The sequence below is a fragment of the Janthinobacterium sp. SUN073 genome (assembly GCF_030397665.1).
GTDB lineage: Bacteria > Pseudomonadota > Gammaproteobacteria > Burkholderiales > Burkholderiaceae_D > Janthinobacterium.
Window position 1 is genome coordinate 68986 of record NZ_JAPUBT010000012.1, and the last position, 23053, is coordinate 92038.

Consider the following 23053-nt stretch of genomic DNA (forward strand, 5'->3'; position numbering starts at 1 on the left):
CAGTCCCACACATGGAAGCGAACCCATCATGATGCGTACATCGACACTCTGGACATTCCTCGCCCTGCCCCTGCTGGCATGTTCGGCCATCGCCAGCGCCCAGACGCCGGCCAAACCGAGCGAAGCGCCGCCACAGCTCGAACGTATCGAGGAAATGGGCGAAGCGCCCATCACCGTGGCGCCGGCCGCCGCCAAGCAGCAGATTACCGAAAAACGCGAAGCGGGTGTCACCAGCGAAGTGAAAGTCACCACGGGCGGCAGCACCTATTACATGAAGCCGGCCGCCGGCGCCGACCAGGCCAACGGCAATGCCCTGCGCGGCCCGCAATGGAAAGTGCTGGAATTCGACCTGGGCAAGAAGAAACAGAAACAACGCGACGAAGAGGCAGCAGACGCGCCAGCACCACCCGCAGCAGCGAAGTAAGCAGCCACTCTCTTCTGCCCTGCCCCGGCCACCTGCGGGGCAGCCGGCTTTTTTTGACCTTTTAGACCATTTCTCCCTTTCCCATGGCAGTTTTTACCGCGCTACACCTGGACGATATCGGCCAGTGGCTCACGCAGTTTCCACTCGGCAAACCTCTGGCGCTCAAGGGCATCGCGTCCGGCATCGAAAACAGCAATTTCTTCCTGAGCACGGAGCGCGGCGAGTACGTGCTGACGATCTTTGAAAACCTCAGCTTCGAGCAATTGCCGTTCTATCTGCAACTGATGCGCCATTTGGCGGACCGGGGCATCCTGGTGCCCGCGCCGATCGCCAATGCGGACGGCGAACTGGTGACGGCCCTGCAAGGCAAGCCGGCCGCCATCGTCAGCAAACTCGACGGCAGCTCGCAGATGGCGCCGCAAGCCGTGCATTGCGCGGCTGTCGGCGCCATGCTGGCGAAGATGCACCTGGCGGCGCAGGACTTCCCCCTGCAGCAGCCGAATTTGCGGGGACTGCAGTGGTGGAACGCCACCACGCCGCTGGTCTTGCACCACCTCGACGATGCCAGGGCGCATTTGCTGCGTGCGGAAATCCATTTCCAGGATGCCTTTGCTGCCTGCGATACCTATAAAGCCATCCCGCGCGGTCCCGTGCATGCCGACTTGTTCCGCAACAACGTCATGTTTGACGGCGAGCAACTGACGGGCTTTTTCGACTTTTACTTTGCCGGCTGCGACACCTGGCTGTTCGATGTGGCCGTCACCGTCAACGACTGGTGCGTGGACCTGGCCACGGGCGTGCTCGACAAGGCGAGAGTGCGCGCCCTGCTGGACGCCTACCGGGCCGTACGCCCGTTCACGCACGAAGAACAAACGGCATGGCAAGCAATGCTGCGCGCCGCCGCACTGCGCTTCTGGCTGTCGCGTCTGTATGATTATTACCAGCCGCGCGAAGCGGAAATGCTGACCCCGCACGATCCCACGCATTTCGAACGCATTCTGCGCGAACGTATCGCCACACCTGCCCCGGAACTGTTTTAAACATGGAAAAATTACCTGCAAGTACAGGTTGGCAATGGGTGAAACAGGGCTTCTCCCTGTTTCGCCAGCAACCTGGCGGCATGTCGATGCTGTTTCTCGGCTATATGTTCTGCATGCTGGCCGTCAGCATCGTGCCCGTACTGGGTCAGATGCTGCCCGTCATCCTCGTGCCCGTGTTTTCCATCGCCTTCGTGCAAGGCTGCCTGCATATCGACCAGGGCAAGCGCGTACTGCCCAGCCTGTTGATTTCGGGCTTCCGCAAGCCCGCGCTTCCTTCCCTGCTGGGCCTGGGCGTGCTGTACATCCTGATGGCCATCGTTGCCATCGGCGCCTCGAGCCTGGTGGACGACGGCTTGCTGTGGCAACTGGTCACGGGGCAATTGACGGAAGAAGCGGCGCGCGCCGCCATCCCCGAATCGCGCCTGGGTTTGGGCATCCTGCTGGCCATCGTGCTGTATGTGCCGGCCGCCATGGCCTTCTGCTTTGCCGCGCCGCTGATCTACTGGCAGCAAGTCAGCCTGGGCAAGGCGCTGTTCTTCAGCTTTTTCGCCGTCTGGCGCTCGCTGTCGGCCTTCATCGTCTTCGCTTCCACCTGGTTCGCCATCAGCGTCGTCACCAGCCAGTTGCTGGCCGTCATCTTTGGCCGCACGCCGCTGATGATGCAGCTGATGATGCCGCTGTCGATGATACTCACCATCATCATGCATTGCTCGTTTTACGCCGCCTACCGCCAGATCTTCGGCGTGCCCGCCGATGAGAGCAAGACGGTGTCGCTGGACAAAAATTGAAGCTGGGGTCAGACCCTCAACACCGCTAACGCAAAGCTTGGCGCCAACATGACCGGGGGTCTGACCCCGGTATTTTGACCCCGGCAATCAACGCCCTAATCTCTCCAGCTTGGCAATCCCCAGGTCCAGCACCTTCATGCCATGCTGTCCGAAGTTGATTTGCGCGCGCGCATTGCCGCCGCCGCCTTCGATATTGACGATCACGCCTTCGCCGAACTTGGCGTGCGCCACCGATTCGCCGATGCGCCAGCCACCGCCCGTGGCTTTTTGCGCGATCTTTTGTGCAATCGCATTATCCGAACCCAGACTGGCCACCTTGGGCGCCTCGTCCCAGGCCGACTTGCGGTTGCCGAACCAGTTGGCCTGCACCTTTGGCGACAGCCATTTCAGGGCTTCTTCCGGCAATTCATCGAAGAAGCGCGACTTCATGTTGTAGCGCGTCTGGCCATGCAGCATGCGCGTCTGCGCAAAGCTCATGTACAGCCGCTTGCGCGCGCGCGTGATGGCCACGTACATCAGACGGCGTTCTTCTTCCACGCCATTGTCTTCCTTCGAGCTGCTTTCGTGCGGGAACAAGCCTTCTTCCAGGCCGGTAATGAACACGTTGTCGAATTCCAGGCCCTTGGCCGAGTGCACCGTCATCATCTGCAACGCATCCTGGCCCGCCTGCGCCTGGTTGTCACCCGCTTCCAGCGACGCGTGCGATAAAAACGCGGAGAGCGGCGACATGACGGCAGGCAACGGCGCATCGGCATCGAGTATCTCGATGCCATCCTGGTTCACGACGGGCGCGCCCGACTGCGCCTGGGCGGCTGGCCCCAGATGGGCCGGTGCCGCCTGGCCGAAACCCTCCTCGGAAACGAACTGGCTGGCCGCGCTGACCATCTGCTCCAAGTTTTCGATGCGGTCGGCGCCCTCTTTTTCATTTTGATAGTGTTGCAGCAAGGTACTCGCTTCCAGCACCACCCGCACCATTTCCGGCAGCGACAATTGCTGCGTTTCGAAACGCACGCCTTCGATCAGCTTGACGAAGCCGGCCAGCACGCTGCCCGCCTTGCCTGCCACATACGGCACGGAGGCGTACAGCGAAATACCGTATTGCTCGGACGCTGCCTGCAATTGCTCGATCGAGCGCATGCCGATGCCGCGCGTGGGGAAGTTCACCACGCGCAAGAAAGCGGAGTCATTGTGCGGATTGTCCATCAATTGTAAATAGGCAATCGCGTGCTTGACCTCGGCGCGCTGGAAGTAGCGCTGGCCGCCGTACACGTGGTACGGAATGTTGGCTGAAAACAGCGCATGTTCGATCACGCGCGACTGGGCATTCGAGCGGTACAGAATCGCGATTTCGCTGCGCGAGGCGCCATCGGCGATCAGGCTTTTCGCCTCTTCGATGATCCACTGCGCTTCCTGCAAGTCGGAACTGGCTTCATACACGCGCACCTGCTCGCCATGGCCCGCATCCGTGCGCAAATTCTTGCCCAGGCGCTTGCTATTGTTCGCGATCAACACGTTAGCGCTGTCGAGGATGTGGCCGTGCGAGCGGTAGTTCTGCTCCAGCTTGATCAAGTTCTTCACCTGGAACTCATGCTCGAAGGCGCTCATATTGCCGACATTCGCGCCGCGAAACGCGTAGATGCTCTGGTCATCGTCACCGACGGCAAACAGGGCGCCGCCATCGCGGCTGCCGTGGCCGGCCAGCAATTTCAACCAGTTGTATTGCAGATTATTCGTATCCTGGAACTCGTCCACGAGGATGTGGCGGAAGCGCGCCTGGTAGTGTTCGCGCAGGGGCTGGTTGCGGCTGAGCAATTCATACGTGCGCAACAGCAATTCGGCAAAATCGACGACGCCTTCGCGCTGGCACTGGTCGTCGTACAGCTGGTACAGCTCGACCATCTTGCGCTCGTGCGCATCGTACGCTTCCACGTCCGTGGCGCGCAAGCCCTGGTCCTTGGCGTTGTTGATGAAATACATCACCGTCTTCGGCGGGAATTTTTCATCATCGATATTATTCGCCTTCAACAAGCGCTTGATCACGGACAATTGATCCTGCGAGTCGAGGATCTGGAACGTTTGCGGCAAGGCCGCGTCGCGGTAATGCGTGCGCAGCAAGCGGTTGCACAGGCCGTGGAAGGTGCCGATCCACATGCCGCGCGTGTTGATTGGCAGCATGGCCGACAGGCGCGTGAGCATTTCCTTGGCGGCTTTATTCGTAAACGTCACGGCCAGGATGCCGGGCGGCGATACCTGCTGGGTCTGGATCAGCCACGCGATGCGGGTGGTCAGCACGCGGGTCTTGCCCGAACCGGCGCCCGCCAGGATCAGCGCATGCTGGGCCGGCAAGGTGACGGCGGCGTATTGTTCGGGATTGAGGTTGTGAAGAAGATTTTGCATCCCGTGATTATACCGGCATGGCTAAAAATACTGTGCATTTGTCCAGCGGTCGCGCCAGTTTTCCATGTGCGCGCTACAATCGGCATCCCGACACAGCGGCCTGTATCCCATGACACCACCCACTCACCTCGACGGCGCCCGCGTACTGGCCTGGGCCTGGTCCGACCTGCCGTTCGGCCACGTCACCGACGAGCATGGCGCCGCCCCCGTCGCCATCCACGGCCTGGCCGTATGCCGCTACGGCGACGAGGCGCGCGTGTACCGTTTCAGCTGCGACTCTCGCTGGGAAACCGTGCAGGATGAGGTATATGCCGGCGAGGACGAGGCCAGAGGGCAACTGCCGGCGCAATACCGCGCCGTGGCTGCCGTGTGGAACCAGGCCTAGCGCACCAGCCTGGCCTTGCCTTCGCTGAGCGCCTGGGCGATCACCTGGCGCGTGGTCTTGTCGGCCGCTTTCGATGCCTTTTCCTGCCGGCGTCCCAGTGCTTCCATTTGCTTGCCCAGCGTTTCCATCGGCTTGCCGCGCTGATCCATCTGGCGCGACAGCACATCCACCTTGTCCGCCTCGCGCTCGTGCGCGGCGGCAATGCGATCGTTAACCTCTTCCATCGCGTCCTGCGCATCTTCCATCTGCTGCTGCAGGCGTTCCACCTCGCGCCCGGCCGCGCGGCGCGCCGTCTCCGTGGTCGCCTGCGCCTGGCGGCGTGCCGCCTCGCCCATCTTGCGGCCCAGTTCCTGCTGCTGGCGGCCCAGCGCCTGCAGTTGCGCCACATCGCGCGCGCCGACGTTCGCCTGCGCTGCGCCATGGGCGCCCATCTTGCTGCCCAGTTCGCCCATCGCCTTGCCATGCTCGCTCATCTGCTTGCCCAGGCCACTCATCTGAAAACCCAGATCTTGCGACGGCTTCCAGGCGTCGCGCACGCGGGCCAGCAGCGCGGCGTCCTGCGTCACATAGCCCTTGCCCTGGTCGCGGAACCACAGGAACTGCCCCTTGAGCGAGCGCTGCAGATGCTTGATCTGCTGGCCATCGACATCGGTGCCGGCCATGGTGACGCTATCCTCGCTGCTGTCGACGAGCGCATAGCCATCGCCGCTGCCCATGGAAATATTAATCTGCTTGCTCGGTGCGGCCGGTGTGGCCGGTGGCGCGGGCGGCTGCGGCGGCTGCACGGCCAGCGCGCTGCCGCCAAGCAGGATACCGGCCAGGCTGAGGATCAAACGGTGGGAAATGGACATGGCTGCCTCGTCGCAAAAGTAGTGGAGCGTTGACTGTAGCGGCAACCGAACCTGGCCTCCAGCGCGCTGCGACAGGCCGCAAAAAGCCCTGCCTGGACGGCAAGCATGGACGATGGATGGAAGCAGGGCAAAAAAAAACGGAGGCCGCAACCTCCGCAAAAACGCCGTGGTACGGCGTATTTCAATTAATACAGCACGACGGAGCGGATCGATTCGCCGCTCTTCATCAAGTCGAAACCCTGGTTGATATCGTCCAGTTTCAAACGGTGCGTGATCAAATCATCGATATTGAGCTTGCCTTCCATATACCAGTCAACGATCTTCGGCACGTCCGTGCGTCCCCGCGCGCCACCGAAGGCGGAACCTTTCCATACGCGCCCCGTCACCAGCTGGAATGGACGTGTGGAAATCTCCTGGCCGGCCGCCGCCACGCCGATGATGATGGACTGGCCCCAGCCCTTGTGGCAGCACTCGAGCGCCTGGCGCATGGTGGTGGTGTTGCCGATGCATTCGAAACTGTAATCGGCGCCGCCATCGGTCAGTTGCACGATGGTGTCGACCACGTTGTCCACTTCGTTGGCGTTGACGAAATGCGTCATGCCGAACTTGCGCGCGATGGCCTGGCGCGCCGGATTGATATCAACGCCGATGATTTTATCGGCGCCGACCATCTTGGCCGCCTGGATCACGTTCAGGCCGATGCCGCCCAGGCCGAAGACCACCACGTTGGCGCCCGCCTCGACCTTGGCCGTAAACAGCACGGCGCCCACGCCCGTCGTCACCCCGCAGCCGATATAGCAGACCTTGTCGAAAGGCGCGTCTTCGCGGATCTTGGCCAGGGCGATTTCCGGCACGACGATGTAGTTCGAGAAGGTGGACGTGCCCATGTAGTGGAAGATGGGTTTACCGTCGATGGAAAAACGCGAGGTGGCGTCCGGCATCAGGCCGCGGCCCTGGGTCGAGCGGATCGACTGGCACAAGTTCGTTTTTTGCGACAGGCAGAATTTGCACTGGCGGCATTCCGGCGTGTACAGGGGAATGACGTGGTCATCCTTTTTCAGGCTTTTCACGCCCGGCCCCACGTCAACGACGATGCCGGCGCCTTCATGGCCGAGGATGGACGGGAAGATGCCTTCCGGGTCGGCGCCCGACAGGGTGTAGTAATCGGTGTGGCAAATGCCCGTGGCCTTGATCTCGACCAGCACCTCGCCCTCGCGCGGGCCGGCCAGGTCGACTTCTTCAATCGTCAGCGGTGCGCCCGCCTTCCATGCAATCGCTGCTTTGGTTTTCATGTATGTCCTGTGTATGGTTGAAACGCTTACTTGGTTTTCGCCCGGTTCAAAAAGGCGCCGTGCAGGCCATTCAGGGTTTCCTCGGCCAGCAGCAACTGGCTGGCGATTTCATTGATCTTGCGGCGGCTGGAGCGGGCGTGGTCGCGCAGCACTTCGAACGCCGTGTTGCGGTCCGTCTGGAACTTGCCCATCAGCAAGCCGACGGCCAAACTCGTTTCGCGTCCCGCAGCCAGGGCCGCGTTCAGGTTCAGCTCGGTACGCCGCAACTGGCGGATCTCGTCGGCACGCGCCAGGCCCGCTTCGAAGGCGGGCATCAAGCGGCCTTCATCGACGGGTTTCACCACATAGCCGACGGCGCCGTAGGCGGCCGCCTGCTTGCCCGATTCGCTGTCACCGCTGCCGGACAGGAACATGAATGGCACGCCCGTCTCGCCATGCAGGCGCTTGGCCAGTTCCAGGCCGGACATGCCCGGCATGTGGATGTCGAGCAAGGCCAGGTCCGGCTCGCGCTGGGCGACCATTTGCAGCGCCACTTCGGCCGAATTGGCCAGGGCCGTCTCGTAGCCGGCATGGCGCAGGATTTCGCCGAGGAATTCCAACAGGAGCTGGTCATCGTCAACGATCAGGATAAGGCGTTTCGCGGCGGCTGGCTGACTCATGGGTGGGGGACCTCGGTAATGAATGATGTTCTTATTATATGCCGATTATTCCCCCAAATCAGCCTTCCATTCCCGTGCTCATGCCGCAAACAATTGATTGAATTGCTGCACTGCAATATCTATATCGTCCGCTTGATAGACGCTCGTGATGGCTGCCACCATGTCGGCGCCGCGCGCCACCAGCGGCGCCGCGTTTTCCGGCGTCATGCCGCCGATCACCACGCACGGCAAGCTGATCTCGCGTTTGGCTTGCAGCACGATATCGAGCGGCGTGGTAACCGGGTACTTTTTCACCTGCGACGGATAAAAGCCGCCGAAGGCCACATAGCTGGCGCCGCCCGCCTCGGCCGTCCGTGCCAGGGCCATGTCGCCATAACAGGAAGCGCCGACGATCTTGTCCTTGCCCAGGCGCGCGCGCACCTGCGCCACGGAGGCGTCCGTACCGCCCACGTGCACGCCGTCCGCGTCGAGCTCTTCGCACAGCTCGATAAAATCGTTGATGATGAAGGGCACGCCATACTTGCGGGCCAGCGCCAGCAAGGCGCCGGCCTGTTCGCGCCGTTGCTCCGCCTCGGCGCTCTTGTGGCGGTATTGCAGCAGGGCCACGCCTTCCTGCAGGGCTTGCTCGCTCACGTCGAGCAGGCGGTCGGTGTCGTCCCAGTTCGGGGTGACCAGATACAGTCCACGCATGATGATTTCCTTATTGAATGAATCGTTGCGGCATGAGTTGACCTGGCGCAATCGCATACGCATCGGCCAGGGCCGCATGGCAATAGCTTTGCGCCAGATCCAGCGCTTCGGGCAGTGCCTGGCCCAGTGCCAGGCGCGCCGCGATGGCCGAGGCCAGAGTGCAGCCGCTGCCGTGGAAGGCGCCCGGCAAACGGGGCCAGCGCCACTCGCGCTCGCCGCCCTCGGCATCAAACCAACGGTTGAGCACTTCCTCACCGTCGCCATGCCCGCCCGTCACCAGCACGTGCTGGCAGCCTTGCGCGCGCAGGTTTTCTGCGCCACCGAGGGCCAGCGCTTCCGGCCCGTTCGGCACGATCACGGTCGTCAGCGGCAGCAAGGGCGCCAGCGCCAGCACGGCGTCGTCCCGGCTGAGCACGTCGCCATGGCCGCTGGCCAGTACGGGGTCGAGCACCACGGGCAAATCGGGCCGCGCCTGCCGCAATTGCGCGATCAGTTGCGCGATGACGGCCGCATTCGCGGCGCTGCCAGGGATGCCGATCTTCACGGCATGAATCTCCATTTTGTCGCTCAGGGCCAGCGCCTGGCGGCGCAGCAATGCCGGCGCCACCGGTTCGACAGCAAACACGCGGTCATTGTCCTGCACCGTCAGCGCCGTGATCACGGGCAGCGCATGCGCACCCTGCGCCGCAATGGATAAAATATCGGCGGCCAGGCCGGCGCCGCCCGAAGGATCGAGGCCGGCAAACACCAGCACAACCGGACGACACGGCGGACGCATCGGCACCATCACGCCAGGCGGCCCGCCATCGGCGACGAAGGCGAGGCGGAAAATTTGCGCGGCATGCGCCCCGCCAGGAACGCTTCGCGCCCGGCCCGCACGGCCAGCTTCATCGCACGCGCCATGCGCACGGGGTCGCGCGCGCCGGCAATCGCCGTATTCATCAGTACGCCATCGCAACCGAGTTCCATGGCAATGGCCGCATCCGACGCCGTGCCCACGCCCGCATCCACCAGCACGGGCACCTTGGCTTGATCGATGATCAGCGACAGATTCCACGGATTCAAAATGCCCATGCCCGAGCCAATCAAAGAGGCCAGCGGCATGACGGCCACGCAGCCGATGTCTTCCAAAATCTTTGCCTGGATGGGGTCGTCGCTGCAGTAGACCATCACGTCAAAGCCATCCTTGACCAGGGCTTCGGCCGCGATCAGGGTTTCTGGCATGTGCGGAAACAGGGTCTTCTCGTCGCCCAGCACTTCCAGTTTCACCAGATTGCGTCCGCCCAGCAGCTCGCGCGCCAGCTGCAGGGTGTAGACGGCATCTTTCGCGTTGTAGCAGCCGGCCGTGTTCGGCAAAATCGTGTACTGGTCCGGCGGCACGAAGTCGAGCAGGCTGGGCGCGTTCGGGTCTTGCCCGATGTTGACCCTGCGGATGGCCACCGTGATGATTTGCGCCTCGGCCGCGTCCGTCGCTTCGCGCGTCTGCGGCAAGTCCTTGTACTTGCCGCTACCGACCAGCAAGCGCGATTGATACTGTTTGCCTGCGATGGTCAGCAGGTCGTCGTTGTTATTACTTGTCATTGCTTTTTCCTTAGTCTAGCCGCCGCCGATGGCGCGTACGATTTCCACTTGGTCTTGCACCTGCAAGACCTGTCCCGGCCACGCCTTGCGCGGCACCACATTGCGGTTGACGGCCAGCGCCAGCGCCTGGTTTTCCAGCGACAGCGCGGCGATCAATTGATCGAGGGTTTGCCCCGGCGGCACCTGGTGCGGTGCGCCGTTGAGCGTGATGGATATCAATGCAGGCATCACGCTCTCCTTCAGACCTTGCGGTACAGCTCGGCGCCGTTCTTGACGAATTCGATGGCTTTCACCTCCATTCCCTGCTGGAGCGCCTTGTCTTCCGCGATGCCCATGCCGGCCGCGTATTCACGCACTTCCTGCGTGATCTTCATCGAACAGAAATGCGGGCCGCACATGGAGCAAAAATGCGCCACCTTGGCCGAATCCTTGGGCAAGGTTTCATCGTGGAATTCGCGCGCCTTGTCCGGATCCAGGCCGATGTTGAACTGGTCATCCCAGCGGAATTCGAAACGCGCTTTCGACAGGGCGTTGTCGCGGATTTGCGCGCCCGGATGGCCTTTCGCCAGGTCGGCCGCATGCGCCGCAATCTTGTAGGTGATGATGCCGTCCTTGACGTCCGCCTTGTTGGGCAGGCCCAGGTGTTCCTTCGGCGTCACGTAACACAGCATGGCCGTGCCATACCAGCCGATCATGGCCGCGCCGATGCCGGACGTGATGTGGTCGTAGCCGGGCGCGATGTCCGTCGTCAACGGTCCCAGGGTGTAGAACGGCGCTTCGCCGCACTGTTCCAGCTGCAAGTCCATGTTTTCCTTGATCAGCTGCATGGGCACGTGGCCTGGCCCCTCGATCATCACCTGTACATCGTGCTTCCAGGCAACTTGCGTCAGCTCGCCCAGGGTTTTCAGTTCACCCAGCTGCGCTTCGTCGTTGGCATCATAGATGGAACCGGGGCGCAAGCCGTCGCCCAACGAAAACGACACGTCATACGCTTTCATGATTTCGCAGATGTCTTTGAAATGCGTGTACAGGAACGATTCCTGGTGATGCGCCAGACACCATTTCGCCATGATCGAGCCGCCGCGCGAGACGATGCCCGTCAAGCGCTTGGCCGTCATCGGCACGTAGCGCAACAACACGCCCGCATGGATGGTGAAGTAGTCGACGCCCTGCTCGGCCTGCTCGATGAGGGTATCGCGGAAGATTTCCCAAGTTAAATCTTCGGCCTTGCCGTTGACCTTTTCCAGCGCCTGGTAGATGGGCACGGTACCGATGGGCACGGGGCTGTTGCGCACGATCCATTCGCGCGTTTCATGGATATGCTTGCCGGTAGACAAGTCCATCACGTTGTCGCCGCCCCAGCGGATGGCCCAGGTCATCTTCTCCACTTCCTCGCCGATGGAAGACGTGACGGCCGAATTGCCGATGTTGGCATTGATTTTCACCAGGAAATTGCGGCCGATGATCATCGGTTCCACTTCCGGGTGGTTGATGTTGGCGGGAATGATGGCGCGGCCACGCGCGATTTCCTCGCGCACGAATTCCGGCGTGATTTCGGCCGGGATGCTGGCGCCAAACGACTGGCCCGGGTGCTGGCGGCCCATCAGGTCGGCCAGGCGTTCGCCCATGGGGCCGGAAGCTTGCAGTTCGCGCAAATACTCCTGGCGGCGCATGTTTTCGCGGATGGCGACGAATTCCATTTCCGGCGTGATGATGCCGCGCTTCGCGTAATGCATTTGCGTGACGTTCTTGCCGGCAATGGCGCGGCGCGGCTTGCGGTGCAAGTTGAAACGCAGCTCGGCCAGTTTCGGGTCCGCCAGGCGGGCGATGCCGTAATCGGAGGTAGGGCCAGGCAATTCTTCCGTGTCGGCACGCTCCATGATCCACGGCAGGCGCGGCGTATCGAGGCCCGAGCGGATGTCGATCTGCACGTCCGGGTCCGTGTAGGGGCCGGAGGTGTCGTACACGTAGATCGGTGGATTCTTTTCGCCGCCGAACGACGCTTCCGTGTCGGACTGGCTGATTCTGCGCATGGGCACGCGGATGTCGGGGCGGCTGCCTTCGACATAGATCTTGCGCGAATTGGGCAGCGGCGCGATGGCGGCTTCGTCGACCGTGGCGGTGGCGGAGAGGAATTTCGGGTTGGCGTTCATTTTGGCTCCTTGGCTAGACTATTTTTAAGCCTGGAGCCAGCTAAGGAGGTTCGGCTGTGCGCACGTGGAAAGGCGGGGTGCGTTCATCCTAAAGCTTCCCTTCGCTGGCATTATCCAGATCAGGTTCGGAGGGTATTTCTCACCCGCGCTTGCACTGTATTTCCACAGTGAAAGGCAGGACCCCTAGCGTTTGCCGCCTTGCGGCAGCGAGCCAATTATACGCGGTTCACGCCGCGTGGCCAGATGATTTCTTGCAGCTGTCGTCTTTGCGCATCTGCTGCAATGCAGCAGATACCGTCACGCTTATTTCTTCTTGCCCCAGCGCCAGGCGGTCGGTTCGCCCTTCAGCTGGCAGATGAAAATGAGCGCGGCAACGATGGCCACTTCATACACGATGTAGCCGACCAGCATGGTTTGCGGCGGGAACAGGAAGGCGCCGCAGGCGAACAGCGCCAGCGCGGCCAGAAACACCAGCCAGCCTTGCCAGGTGATGGGCAAACCCCAGCCCCAGCCATAGGTCTTGGCGGGAAACCAATAAGAGGGAGATTTTTCAGCCATGATGCATTCCTTGTCGATGTCGATGACACCAAGTATAAATCACGCTCCCCGCAAGCGCTCCGTGACATCAAGGCCGATGCCGCGGTAGCCGATGAAGCGGCTGCCATTGTCGAACATCGGTTCGCCGCTGACCTGCAGATACTGCGTGCTGCCGTCCAGGTTGGCGCGGCTGTAGATGAAGTCAAGAAACGGTTCGCGCGCGGCGATCTTGGCGTCGAGCAAGGCGCGCTCGGTGGCGTTCCAGCGCTGCGGTTCGTCCTCGCTGCCGATGCCCAGCATTTCAGCCACGGGGCCGGAAAAGCGCGTCAGCTTGCCCTGTGCATCCTGTTCCCAGTACCAGTCGGACGACAGTTCCGTGAAACGCTGGAAGCGCGCTTCGCTTTCGCGCAACTCCGCCGTGCGTTCTTCCACCATCTGTTCCAGCGACTTGTTGTATTCGGCCAGCTTCTGGTACAGCAAACGCACTTCCAGCATGTTGTGGATGCGTGTTTTGACTTCCACCAGGTCGAAAGGCTTGCTGACGAAGTCCTTGGCGCCCGCTTGCAGCGCGCGCAGCTTGTGGCCGGGCTGGGCCGTGATTACCAGCACCGGCAGATAGCTGCCCGCCTCGATGTCGCGCAAGCCTTCCATGACTTCGAAGCCATCCATTTCCGGCATTTGCAAGTCGAGCAGGATCAGGTCGTAGCGGTGCTGCTGGTGCAGCGCGTGCACGGCTTGCGGGTCCATGGTGGAGGTGATGCGCGTATAGCCGGCATTGCGCAGCACCTGCTCCAGCAACATGACGTTGGCCTCCTGGTCATCGACGATGAGGATGCTGGCGTTCAGGATCTCGGTGGCTTGAAGCATGGCGGTATTCCTAAAATTAAATGCTGAATTAGCGTACTGTGTGAGTGTCGTCGGCCAGGCCGTGCGCGGCCGCATGGTGCAGGGCCACGTCGAGCGCGTCCATGAATTCGACGACCTTGATGGGCTTGGTCAGATAGCGGAAGAAGCCCGCTTCCAGGCCCTTCTCGATGTCGCGCGGCACGGCGTTGGCGGACAGGGCCATCACGGGAATATGGCTGGTGAGCGGGTCGTCGTGCAGGATGTGCAGGGCGCCATAGCCGCTGATGCCGGGCAGGTTGATATCCATCAAGATCACGTCCGGCTGATACGTGCGCGCCAGGTCGATGCCCAGGTGCGCATCGATGGCCGTCAGCAGTTTCAAATCGCTGCGACGGGCGATCAATTGCTCTACCAGTGCCAGGTTGGCGGGATTGTCTTCCACGTACAGCAAGGTGCGCTGGCTTTCCTGGTCTTCCTGCACCACGGGCAGCACTTCCCCCTGTTCCAGGTGCAGTTCGGGTGCGCGCGACGCCTTGAATTCCACCCAGAAGGTGGTGCCCACGCCCACCGTGCTGTCGACGCCGATGGTGCCACCCATCAGTTCGACCAGCTGCTTGGTGACGACCAGGCCGATGCCCGTGCCCTCTTCCGTGCTGCTTTCCTGGCCCAGGCGGTTGAAGGGCTGGAACAACTGGCTCATCTGTTCGGCATTCAAGCCGGCGCCGCTGTCGGTGACGCTGGTGCGTACTTTGTCGCCGCGCTGGCGGCATTCGACCTTCACGCTGCCGCCGCTCTGGTTGTACTTGATGGCGTTCGACAACAGGTTGATCATCACCTGTTTCACGCGCGTGCGGTCGGCATGCACATAGAAAGCCTTGCCGCAGCGGGGGAAATGCATGCTGATGCCGCGTTTTTCCGCCTGCGGCGCGATCATCGCCTGGCAATCCTGCAACACGTCGAGCAAGGACATCGCCTCTTCCGACATGGTGACCTTGCCCGACTCGATCATGGCCAGGTCGAGGATTTCATTGATCAACCGCAAAAGATACCAGCCGCCCTTGAGGATCTGGTCGATCGAGCGCTGCTGCGGCAAGCTCGGTGCCGGCGTCTCGGACGCCATCAGCTGGGCAAAGCCCAGCACGGCATTCAAGGGCGTGCGCAACTCATGGCTCATGCTCGACAGAAACTCGGACTTGGCCAGATTCGCTTTTTCCGCCGCCTGGCGGGCCTTTTCCATTTCGATATTCGTGTCTTGCAGCGCTTGCTCGAACTGCTTGCGTTCCGTCACGTCGCGGGCGGCGGCAAACACGCCCTGCAGCTTGCGGTCGCGGTCGTGGAAGGTCGAGGCGTTGTACGACACCACCGTCTGCTTGCCGTCGCGCGCCAGGGCCGTCAGCTCGTAATTGGTCAACTTGCCTTCACGCAACACGCGCGCGATGGCTTCCTCGGCCCGTTCCGGTTCCGTAAAGTAATTCTTGCACGGTGCGCCGATCAATTCGTCACGCGTGCAACCCGTCAGCGCTTCCATCTGTTGATTGACGTCGCTGATGATGCCGCGCGGGTCCGTCGTCATCAGGGCGTCGATATTCGACTCGATCAGCGAGCGCGTGTAGAACTGCTGTTCGCGCAAGCGCTGGTCCAGCAGCGCCTGTTCCGCCTCGACCTGCTTGCGCGCCGTGTTGTCGGTGCCGATCAGCAAGTAACCGATGACCTTGCTCTGCGCGTCGCGCAAGGCCGTCACGGAGACGATGGCGGGGAAGCGGCTGCCATCCTTGCGGATATACGTCAATTCGTAGATGTCTTCGATGCCGCGCGTGGCCTTGAACACCAGCGCTTCCACACCCGGCGTGATGACCGTGTCGAGTTCGGCACTGAGGGCGGCGGCGCGCGCGATGATTTCTTGCGCATCGGAAATACCGGCCGGGGTCAGCTTGTCGACCACGTCGCTCGCTTCATAGCCGAGCATGCGCTCGGCGCCCACATTGAAAATCTGGATCACGCCCTGCGCATCGGTGGCGATGCACGAGAAATTGGCGCTATTGAAAATGGCATCCTGCAAGGCGCCCGCCTTGAGCAACTGGCGCGGCAGGCTGGCCGACAGCGTGCGCCGGTACAGCGCCACGAGCAGCATCAGCAGCAAAAAGACCAGCGCATCGATGACGCAGGCCGTCTCGAACGGTGCGCGCCAGGCCAGCACGCCGACAGCCAGCAGCGCGACGGCACTGAACGTAAACGCCAGCGCCATGGGCCAGCGCGCCGCGACGCCGGTGGGAATTTTTTCAACAGATTGCATGAGGTAGCCTGGGCTGTGACAACGATAAGAAAATGGATGCGGTGTTCAGGAACCTTGGCGCTGGCGCACGTCCGACAGCAGGCGCGTGAATTCTTTTTTGACCACGCCATAGCATTCGCACACATGGCCTTCGAGACCGGCGCGATCCAGCACGGAAATATGACCGCGCCGGTAACTGATGAAGCCGCGCTGCTGCAAGCGCCCGGCCGCTTCCGTCACGCCTTCGCGGCGCACGCCCAGCATGTTGGCAATCAACTCCTGCGTCATGGTCAGCTCGCGGTTCGGCAGGCGGTCCATGGTCAGCAGCAGCCAGCGGCACAGCTGCTGCTCCACCGTATGGTGGCGGTTGCACACGGCCGTCTGCGACATTTGCGTGATCAGGGCTTGCGTATAGCGCAGCAGCAAGCGCATGACAGGGCCGGCCCGGTCGAATTCTTCCATCAGCAAATGCGCCTTCAGCCGATAGCCGACGCCACCCGTCTGCACCACGGCGCGGCTGGGGGTAGAGTTGCCGCCCATGAACAGCGACACACCCACCACGCCTTCGTTGCCCACGCCGGCGATCTCGGACGAGCCGCCGTTTTCCAGCAGGTAGTGGATGGAAACGATGGCGGTGGTGGGAAAGTGCACATGCTGCAGCTTGTCGCCCGAATCGTAGATCACGTCACCGAGCAACATGGAGACTTGCTCCAGATGGGGGGCCAGGCGCGCGAAATCGGCGTCGAGCATGGCGGCGAGCAAATAGTTTTGATTCGGGTTGTGCAGCTGGGCATGCGGACTCGACATGGGCAGTTTTCCTGGTTTCCAGTCGTCAGCTAGGGGATAGATAAAAAACGTCCGAACGAGGGGCGCCATATGCCGGAGCGTAACACAGCGCCTGCACAGTACCGCCACTATATTTCTTGCTGGCATGGCGGTCTGTTCGGCAGCGAACGGACGGCCACGTGTCCCGCGCCCTACAGTCAGTCACTGTCAGGGCTGCCGTATCACGGATCGGCGCCGGCACTGCTACCGGATGCCATCATGCAATCATTCTTCAAACGTATCTCCATTTCCGTGTCTACCTCGGCCCTGATCACGCTGGCGGTCGGGCTGTGCCTGACGGCGCTATGCTATGTCTCGGCGCGCCAGATCGAGTCGGAAAGCACCCGGCTGCTGCTGCAGTACCACGCCAGCGGTCACACGCTGCGCGCCGCCATGCTGCCTGCCAACGGCATGAGCCTGGATGCGAACCATCGCGGCTCCCTGTATGTGCTGCTGGGCGGACTGCTGTCGAGCCTGCTGGCAACGGCGTATGTCTTTCAGCTGGTCACGCGCAATTCCGTGATTGCCCGCATCACGGGCGAACGCACGGCGGCGCTGCAGTTTGCCAATTTGCGCCTGTCCGAAGACATCGCCGCGCGCATGCATACTGAACAGTCGCTGCGTTTGCGCGAACGCATCATCGAAGTGTCGGCCAATGCCATCATCCTGTGCAGCGCCGACGCGCCCGGCTACCTGATCGAATACGTCAATCCCGCTTTCGAGCGCATCACCGGCTATGCGGCTGGCGAAGTCATCGGCCAGCGCCTGGAAGACTTGCAGGGTCCCGAACAGGGGCGACAAGACATGCATGAGATTACAGCGGCCCTGCGCGAACAGCGCGAAGGCAAGGCCATCGTGCGCAATTTCCGCAAGGATGGCAGCTGCTACTGGAGCGAGCTGTTCGTCGCGCCCGTGCGTGATGATGGCGATGGCCCCGTCAGCCACTTTGTCGTGGCGCAATACGACATCAGCACCGTCATGCGCTTCGAACAGGAACTGGAATTCCAGGCCAGGCATGACATCCTCACGGGCCTGGCCAACCGGGCCCTGCTGCGCGAGCGGCTGGAGCAGGCCATGGCCGTGACGCGGCGCAGCGGCCTGCCGCTGTGGGTGGTGTTCATCGACCTCGACCGCTTTAAATTCGTCAACGATACGCTGGGCCACGATGCGGGCGACACTGTGCTGAAAAGCGTGGCCGAACGCCTGCGCGACGCCACGCGCGAAGTCGACACGGTGGCGCGCCTGGGCGGCGACGAATTCGTGCTGCTGCTGCCGCAGCATGGCAATGGCGAACCGGGCACGGCCATCCTGCAGCGCATCCAGGACGCCGTGGCGCAGCCGTTGCAATTCGGCGAATATGAATTTTTTCTCAGCTGCTGCATGGGCGTGGCCGTGTATCCCGACGATGGCCAGGACGCCGACACCCTGATCAAGCACGCCGACATCGCCATGTACCGCGCCAAGGAACTGGGACGGGGCCACTGGCAATTCTATGCATCGAGCATGAAGCGGGCACCCTGGAGCGGCTGGGACTGGAGAGCGAGTTGCGCCATGCCCTGGAACGGGGCCAGTTCCACCTCGAATACCAGCCCCAGCTGGACTTAGCCAGCGGCAAGGTGGTGGGCATGGAAGCGCTGCTGCGCTGGCAACATCCGCAACTGGGGCGCATCGCACCGGCCAGCTTCATCGGCCTGGCCGAGGAAATGGGCTTGATCATCCCCATCGGCGACTGGGTGCTGCGCACCGCATGCGCCCAGGCGCGCGCCTGGCAGCTGGCCGGCCATGGCCCGCTGCGCCTGGCCGTCAACCTGTCGGCGCGGCAATTCAAGCAAAGGAATCTGCTGCATGCGGTGGCGCAGGCGCTGGCTGAAACGGGGCTTGCCGCCGCCCATCTGGAATTGGAATTGACCGAAAGCATGGTCATGCATGACGTGGAACAAGCCACGGCCATCATGGCCAACCTGAAGGCGCTGGGCGTGCAACTGTCCATCGACGACTTCGGCACTGGCTATTCCAGCCTGGCCTACCTGCGCCACTTTCCCATCGACGTACTCAAGATCGACAAAACCTTCGTCAGCGACATCACGCACGACGACGACGCAGCCATCGTGCGCGCCATCATTTCGCTGGCGCACAGCCTGCGCCTGAAAGTCATCGCCGAAGGCGTGGAAACAGTGCAGCAGCTGGCCTTCCTGCGCCAGCACGGCTGCGACCAGATGCAGGGCTATCTGTTCAGCCGTCCGCTGACCGCGCCCGCCTTTGAAGCGCTGTTGCACGAAGGCAGCATGCTGGCCGCTGCTTAAAACGCGTGGCGCAGGCCGACGTTGAAGGCGCGGTTGCCCGTGCCCACTTCCGTCGCATTGCCCACCATGTAGGCGGCGTCGTTGCGGTTGCGGATGTGCGCGTAGGCAACATAGATCTTGCTGCGCTTGGACAAGGCATACGTGGCGCCGATGGCCAGCTGCTGCGCGTCGCGGTTGGCCGCATTGCGGTCATCCTTGCGCACGTACGAGGCCAGCACGGTGGTCGCGCCGAGTGGCACGGACACGCCGACGATGGCGTCGCGGCTGTCCGTGGACTGGGCCGGCGCCTGCGCCGCGCCATACGGGTTTTCCGCAAAGAACATGGTGCTGCCATCGCCCGTGTTGCGGCCATAGCCGGCAAACGCCGTGGCCACGCCGAAGTTGTAGTTGCCGGCCAGAATGGTGTTATTGGCGGCGGCCTTGCCCGGCTCGCCAGCACGGCTCTGGCGCGCCAGGCGCAAGGTCAATGGACCGTTGACATAGCCCAGGGCCAGGCCCAGCGAACGCTGATCTGCCACCACACCCGTATGTTCGCCAAAGCCATACATCACCGTGGCGGTGACGCCGCGCAGCTCGGGCGAGGTATAGCGCACGGTATTGTCGATGCGCGTGGCCGAATAGCCGGCCAAGTTGGTCGCCGCGCCGGCAAAGCCGCCCTCGAAAGGATCGGCCACGTCCGTCAGCGCCTGGCTTTGCAGGTTGTACTGGCGGCCCATGGTCAGCATGCCCAGCGGGCTATTGAGGCCGACAAAAGCCTGACGGCCGAACAATTGTCCCGCCTGGTCGGAGCGACCCGTGTCGCTCAGGACACCGGCTTCCAAGGTGAACACGGCTTGCCAGCCATTGCCCAGCGATTCCGTGCCGCGCAAGCCCAGGCGCGAACCGGCCGACACGCCACTGGTGAGCTTGCTGACGCCGCCTTCCTGCACCAGGCCCGCATCCATCAAACCATACATGGTGACGGAAGACGGGGGGACGGAAGACGGATCGACGGACGACTGGGCGTGTGCGGCAGGCAAGGCGCCCAGGGTGGTGGCAAGGCCGGCAAAGATGGCGATTTTTTTCATGATGATTTCCTTGTAAAAGCGAAACCAGGAAAGCGGCGGCCACGGCGAGGCCACAAGCGGCAAGGCGCCATGCGGGGGATGCCGTATCAAAAGACGACGCGCCGGACAAAAGATCCTGGCTAAGCTGTGACGGCAGCGGCGTGCAATGGACGCGCCGCTTTGATTCCGCCGTGAATGGTGCACCGCTGGCGGTGCGCGTGGCTCAGGCGCCCGGCCCGAAGGGGACGCTCTGAAGGTGGCTGGCATCGCGGATGCGCTGGCCTTGAGACGCGGACGAGTGCTGGATATGAAGCATTAATACAACCGCGTCTGCTGGCGCCGTCCGCAAGGATGGGGCAGGAGGCGCCGAGGCCGGCATTATAGCATCGGCGACACCACTATCTCCGTTCTGTTGCAGGAAAACGACTCGCCAGGCCGCTAAAACACAGCGTTGTCGCCGGGCAAGATGACGCATGCCGACCAGACAAACGCTATTGCGGCAACGGTGCGGCTGCCGCAGGCTTGCGCGCTGCGGCGGCCGCCTTCAGCAAGCTCAGCACGGCTTTACTTTCCGGCGTCGACGCCCGTTGCTGCGCCATCTTCAATACGGGGAATTCCCCGCCCATCGGATCGGCGCCCAGGCTCAGCAACAACTTGACCATCGCCGCGTCGCTATTTTCGACGGCCGCCAGCAAGGGCGGCAGATAACCGCCGGTGACGATGGGCGCGCCCATCGCGGCCAGGCGGGCGACCCAGTCGTGCCGCTGGCTGCGCACCGCATGCCACAGCAGCGTCTCCTTTTCCAGGCGCCGCGAATCGAGCGCCGCCTCCTGTCCCTTGTAAGACTCTTCGGCGGCGGGGCCGACTTGCTGCCATGGCATGCCGGGCACCACCAGTTGGCGCAGCACGTCTTCGGACGCCGGTTGATGGTTGTACATGGCGCGCATCGCGGCGTCGAGCCAGCGGTCCTTACCCTTCGCGTCATGCCGGGGCACGCGCTGCTTGAGCCAGTCCAGCGCGCCGGCGTTGCCCGCTTCGGCGGCATAGGCGTACAGTGACTTTTCCTGCTCATCAGTATTCGGCGTGGTGCCGGTGGCCAGCATTTTGTCGAGCACTTCGGTGCCGCGCGTCAGGCGCAGCAAGCGCCCCCATGTCAACGAATCGGCCAGCGGCCGTTCCGCTGGCTGCGCAGCCCCGCCTTTCTTGGCTTTTTTCTCTGCCAGATACTGATCTACCAGCAAATATGGCCGGCCCGCGCCTGCGTCGAGCAAGGCGATCATGCTGGCTGTCCGTTCATTCGCATCGATCAATTCCGGCAAGATGCCCGCATCCTCCTGCTGCAAGGCGTATTCCAGCGGCGCCATCGTTTGGTTTTCGCCGCCGTATTGCCGCGCATCGGCGCCATGGGCCAGCAACAGGCGCACCATCGCGGCATTGCCATACAGGGCAGCCAGATGCAGGGGCGCGGCGTGGTACAGCGTATCGCCTTCGCCGAGCGGCACGCCGCGTTGCAACAGCAGCGTCATCATGCGCAGCTTGGTGGGCAACAGCGCGGCGTGCCCCTCACGCAGCGCCTGGCGGCGCGCCTGCAGCGACGCCTGCGCCAGTCGCTGCTGATCGTCGTCCTGCCAGGTTTGCGCCTTCAGCCATGCCGCTTCGGCTTTGAACATGCCGGATGGGGGCAAGATCAAATAGTTCAGCAAGGGAAGCCTGTCGATCGCATAGTTGCCCGGCTCGGCGACACCGGCAAGCAGCTTGCCGAAGGCCGCTTCATCGCCCTCTCTGGCAGCCTTGAACAGCGCCGTCACCTCTGGCGTCGGCGGCAGCTTGTTGCGTGCCTCGTGCACATAATTGATCAGGCGCTCCATGCCGTGCACGGAGACCTGCGGCAATGGCATGCCCACCTTCCATGCCCGCGCCAGCTGATCCGCCTCGGCGTGTTGCGCCGCATTCAATTTCTTTGTCCAGCGGGCCACGACGTCGCCGGCCTCCGCCGCGCCGCCCGCCGCCGCCAACTGGCTCAGCATGGAAGCGAGCACATAGTCCTGCGGCACGCCCGCCTCCTCTCCATACAGCACGGCCAGCTGCAACTGGGCCTTGGCACTGCCGCTTTCGGCAGCCTTGCGCAGCCAGCGGGCGGCCTGCGGTTCATCCAGGCCGCCCGTGCCTTTCCAACACAGCAAGCCCAACTGGTAGGCGGCTTCCATGTCGCCGCCCTCGGCGGCGCGGCGGTACCAGTCCTGCGGCGAACGCTGTCCCGTCAGCGACGTCACCGGCAGGGGCGCGCCCCGCTTCCAGCTGGCAGCAAGGCGCACGGCTTCATCGACCTGGTCCGGCGACATCCTGCCACGCTGCGCCGGCAGGGACTTCTCCATCGCGGCCGCACCGCTCCACTCCTTGTCTTGCAGCGCCAGCAGGTTGAGCGCATACGACAGCACCCTGTCGACCGGCCCGCCTTCGCCCCGCTCATACATTTGTGCCAGGTCCTGCAGCGGCTTGCCCTCACCCTGCGCGGCCATGACGCCCAACCAGGGCCGCGCGCGCGATGGATTGAGCATGCGGCCCGGCGCGTATGCATACATGAAAACCAGCGCCTCCTGCGCGGCGCGATCGCCGCCCTTGGCCGCCAGCAGATACCAGCGCTCCGCTTCGGTCTCGCTGAGCTCCACGTCCCGGCATCCTTTCTCGCCCATGTAGATATCGGCGAGGACTTTTTGCGCCTCGACATCGCCACCTTGCGCCGGTCCGCGCAATTGCGCCACGGCCTTGCCGCAGCGCCCATCCTGCAGAGCCGCCATCCCCTCCGGAACGCCGGCGCACGCGCCACCGGCAGCCAATCCGGCGCCGAGCACAGCCAATTGCCACAATTTTTTCATGATTATCTAAGTTTTCAAATAATGTTGCAAAGATGATAGCTTAGAAAAAATACAATGCAGCAATAATGCGCAATCGTGCGCGGCTTTT

The 23053-nt window shown here is 62.7% G+C and carries 21 protein-coding genes and 1 riboswitch; of the genes, 6 read left to right on the top strand and 15 right to left on the bottom strand.

Annotation, left to right across the window (positions count from 1 at the left end; all coding sequences use genetic code 11):
• The first annotated feature begins 28 nt into the window (after positions 1–28).
• From O0882_RS24645 to O0882_RS24655, 3 genes are all read left to right on the top strand, one after another.
• Positions 29–424: a hypothetical protein gene (locus O0882_RS24645; protein ID WP_096233830.1), complete on the top strand. Its 396-nt coding sequence runs from the start codon at positions 29–31 to the stop codon at positions 422–424.
• Between the two features lie 83 nt (positions 425–507).
• Positions 508–1464 carry a homoserine kinase gene (locus tag O0882_RS24650; RefSeq protein ID WP_289952318.1) on the top strand — a complete coding sequence of 319 codons (957 nt, stop codon included), beginning with the start codon at positions 508–510 and terminating at the stop codon, positions 1462–1464.
• Between the two features lie 2 nt (positions 1465–1466).
• Complete coding sequence (locus O0882_RS24655) at positions 1467–2252, top strand: BPSS1780 family membrane protein (RefSeq protein ID WP_289952319.1); 786 nt, start codon at positions 1467–1469, stop codon at positions 2250–2252.
• Between the two features lie 87 nt (positions 2253–2339).
• Here the strand turns inward: O0882_RS24655 and O0882_RS24660 are convergent, their stop codons facing one another.
• The gene (locus tag O0882_RS24660) at positions 2340–4649 is read right to left on the bottom strand and encodes a UvrD-helicase domain-containing protein (RefSeq protein WP_289952320.1); all 2310 of its coding nucleotides are present in this window, start codon (positions 4647–4649) and stop codon (positions 2340–2342) included.
• 109 nt (positions 4650–4758) lie between these two features.
• On the opposite strand from O0882_RS24660, the gene O0882_RS24665 reads away from it, so the two are divergent.
• Entirely contained in the window at positions 4759–5034 is a 276-nt protein-coding gene (locus O0882_RS24665; protein ID WP_289952321.1) for a hypothetical protein, read from the top strand.
• On the opposite strand, the gene O0882_RS24670 is transcribed toward O0882_RS24665, so the two are convergent.
• The 12 genes from O0882_RS24670 to O0882_RS24725 all read right to left on the bottom strand — a co-directional run bounded on the left by O0882_RS24670 (position 5031) and on the right by O0882_RS24725 (position 16722).
• The gene (locus O0882_RS24670) at positions 5031–5885 is read right to left on the bottom strand and encodes a hypothetical protein (protein ID WP_289952322.1); all 855 of its coding nucleotides are present in this window, start codon (positions 5883–5885) and stop codon (positions 5031–5033) included. The genes O0882_RS24665 and O0882_RS24670 overlap by 4 nt on opposite strands.
• A gap of 185 nt (positions 5886–6070) precedes the next feature.
• Positions 6071–7177 (bottom strand): S-(hydroxymethyl)glutathione dehydrogenase/class III alcohol dehydrogenase, encoded by a 1107-nt coding sequence (locus O0882_RS24675; protein WP_096233823.1) that lies wholly within the window; start codon positions 7175–7177, stop codon positions 6071–6073.
• 26 nt (positions 7178–7203) lie between these two features.
• Positions 7204–7836 (bottom strand): response regulator, encoded by a 633-nt coding sequence (locus tag O0882_RS24680; RefSeq protein WP_096233822.1) that lies wholly within the window; start codon positions 7834–7836, stop codon positions 7204–7206.
• Positions 7837–7914: 78 nt separating this feature from the next.
• Positions 7915–8526 carry a thiamine phosphate synthase gene (thiE, locus tag O0882_RS24685; protein WP_289952323.1) on the bottom strand — a complete coding sequence of 204 codons (612 nt, stop codon included), beginning with the start codon at positions 8524–8526 and terminating at the stop codon, positions 7915–7917.
• 10 nt (positions 8527–8536) lie between these two features.
• Positions 8537–9304, bottom strand: a complete 768-nt coding sequence (locus tag O0882_RS24690; protein WP_289952324.1) for a hydroxymethylpyrimidine/phosphomethylpyrimidine kinase — start codon at positions 9302–9304, stop codon at positions 8537–8539.
• 8 nt (positions 9305–9312) lie between these two features.
• Positions 9313–10107 carry a thiazole synthase gene (locus O0882_RS24695; RefSeq protein ID WP_289952325.1) on the bottom strand — a complete coding sequence of 265 codons (795 nt, stop codon included), beginning with the start codon at positions 10105–10107 and terminating at the stop codon, positions 9313–9315.
• Between the two features lie 15 nt (positions 10108–10122).
• Positions 10123–10335 (bottom strand): sulfur carrier protein ThiS, encoded by a 213-nt coding sequence (thiS, locus tag O0882_RS24700; RefSeq protein ID WP_170840567.1) that lies wholly within the window; start codon positions 10333–10335, stop codon positions 10123–10125.
• A gap of 11 nt (positions 10336–10346) precedes the next feature.
• On the bottom strand, positions 10347–12260 hold the full coding sequence (thiC, locus tag O0882_RS24705; RefSeq protein ID WP_289952326.1) for a phosphomethylpyrimidine synthase ThiC: 1914 nt from the start codon (positions 12258–12260) through the stop codon (positions 10347–10349).
• Between the two features lie 79 nt (positions 12261–12339).
• A riboswitch (TPP riboswitch) is annotated at positions 12340–12455 on the bottom strand.
• A 108-nt stretch (positions 12456–12563) separates the two neighbouring features.
• Positions 12564–12818, bottom strand: coding sequence for a hypothetical protein (locus O0882_RS24710; RefSeq protein ID WP_289952327.1), 255 nt, complete (start codon positions 12816–12818; stop codon positions 12564–12566).
• Between the two features lie 39 nt (positions 12819–12857).
• On the bottom strand, positions 12858–13664 hold the full coding sequence (locus O0882_RS24715; protein WP_289952328.1) for a response regulator: 807 nt from the start codon (positions 13662–13664) through the stop codon (positions 12858–12860).
• Between the two features lie 28 nt (positions 13665–13692).
• Positions 13693–15936 carry a PAS domain-containing hybrid sensor histidine kinase/response regulator gene (locus O0882_RS24720; RefSeq protein ID WP_289952329.1) on the bottom strand — a complete coding sequence of 748 codons (2244 nt, stop codon included), beginning with the start codon at positions 15934–15936 and terminating at the stop codon, positions 13693–13695.
• A gap of 45 nt (positions 15937–15981) precedes the next feature.
• Entirely contained in the window at positions 15982–16722 is a 741-nt protein-coding gene (locus O0882_RS24725; RefSeq protein WP_289952330.1) for a Crp/Fnr family transcriptional regulator, read from the bottom strand.
• A gap of 237 nt (positions 16723–16959) precedes the next feature.
• On the opposite strand from O0882_RS24725, the gene O0882_RS24730 reads away from it, so the two are divergent.
• Both O0882_RS24730 and O0882_RS24735 read left to right on the top strand, forming a co-directional pair.
• Complete coding sequence (locus tag O0882_RS24730; RefSeq protein WP_289952331.1) at positions 16960–18345, top strand: diguanylate cyclase; 1386 nt, start codon at positions 16960–16962, stop codon at positions 18343–18345.
• A complete protein-coding gene (locus tag O0882_RS24735; RefSeq protein ID WP_289952332.1) occupies positions 18285–19043 on the top strand; it encodes an EAL domain-containing protein in 759 nt (252 codons plus the stop codon). Before O0882_RS24730 ends, O0882_RS24735 begins: the two co-directional genes overlap by 61 nt.
• On the opposite strand, the gene O0882_RS24740 is transcribed toward O0882_RS24735, so the two are convergent.
• The gene (locus tag O0882_RS24740) at positions 19040–20110 is read right to left on the bottom strand and encodes a porin (RefSeq protein WP_289952333.1); all 1071 of its coding nucleotides are present in this window, start codon (positions 20108–20110) and stop codon (positions 19040–19042) included. The genes O0882_RS24735 and O0882_RS24740 overlap by 4 nt on opposite strands.
• Positions 20111–20580: 470 nt before the next feature.
• Positions 20581–22965 (bottom strand): ankyrin repeat domain-containing protein, encoded by a 2385-nt coding sequence (locus O0882_RS24745; protein WP_289952334.1) that lies wholly within the window; start codon positions 22963–22965, stop codon positions 20581–20583.
• Between the last annotated feature and the right edge of the window lie 88 nt (positions 22966–23053).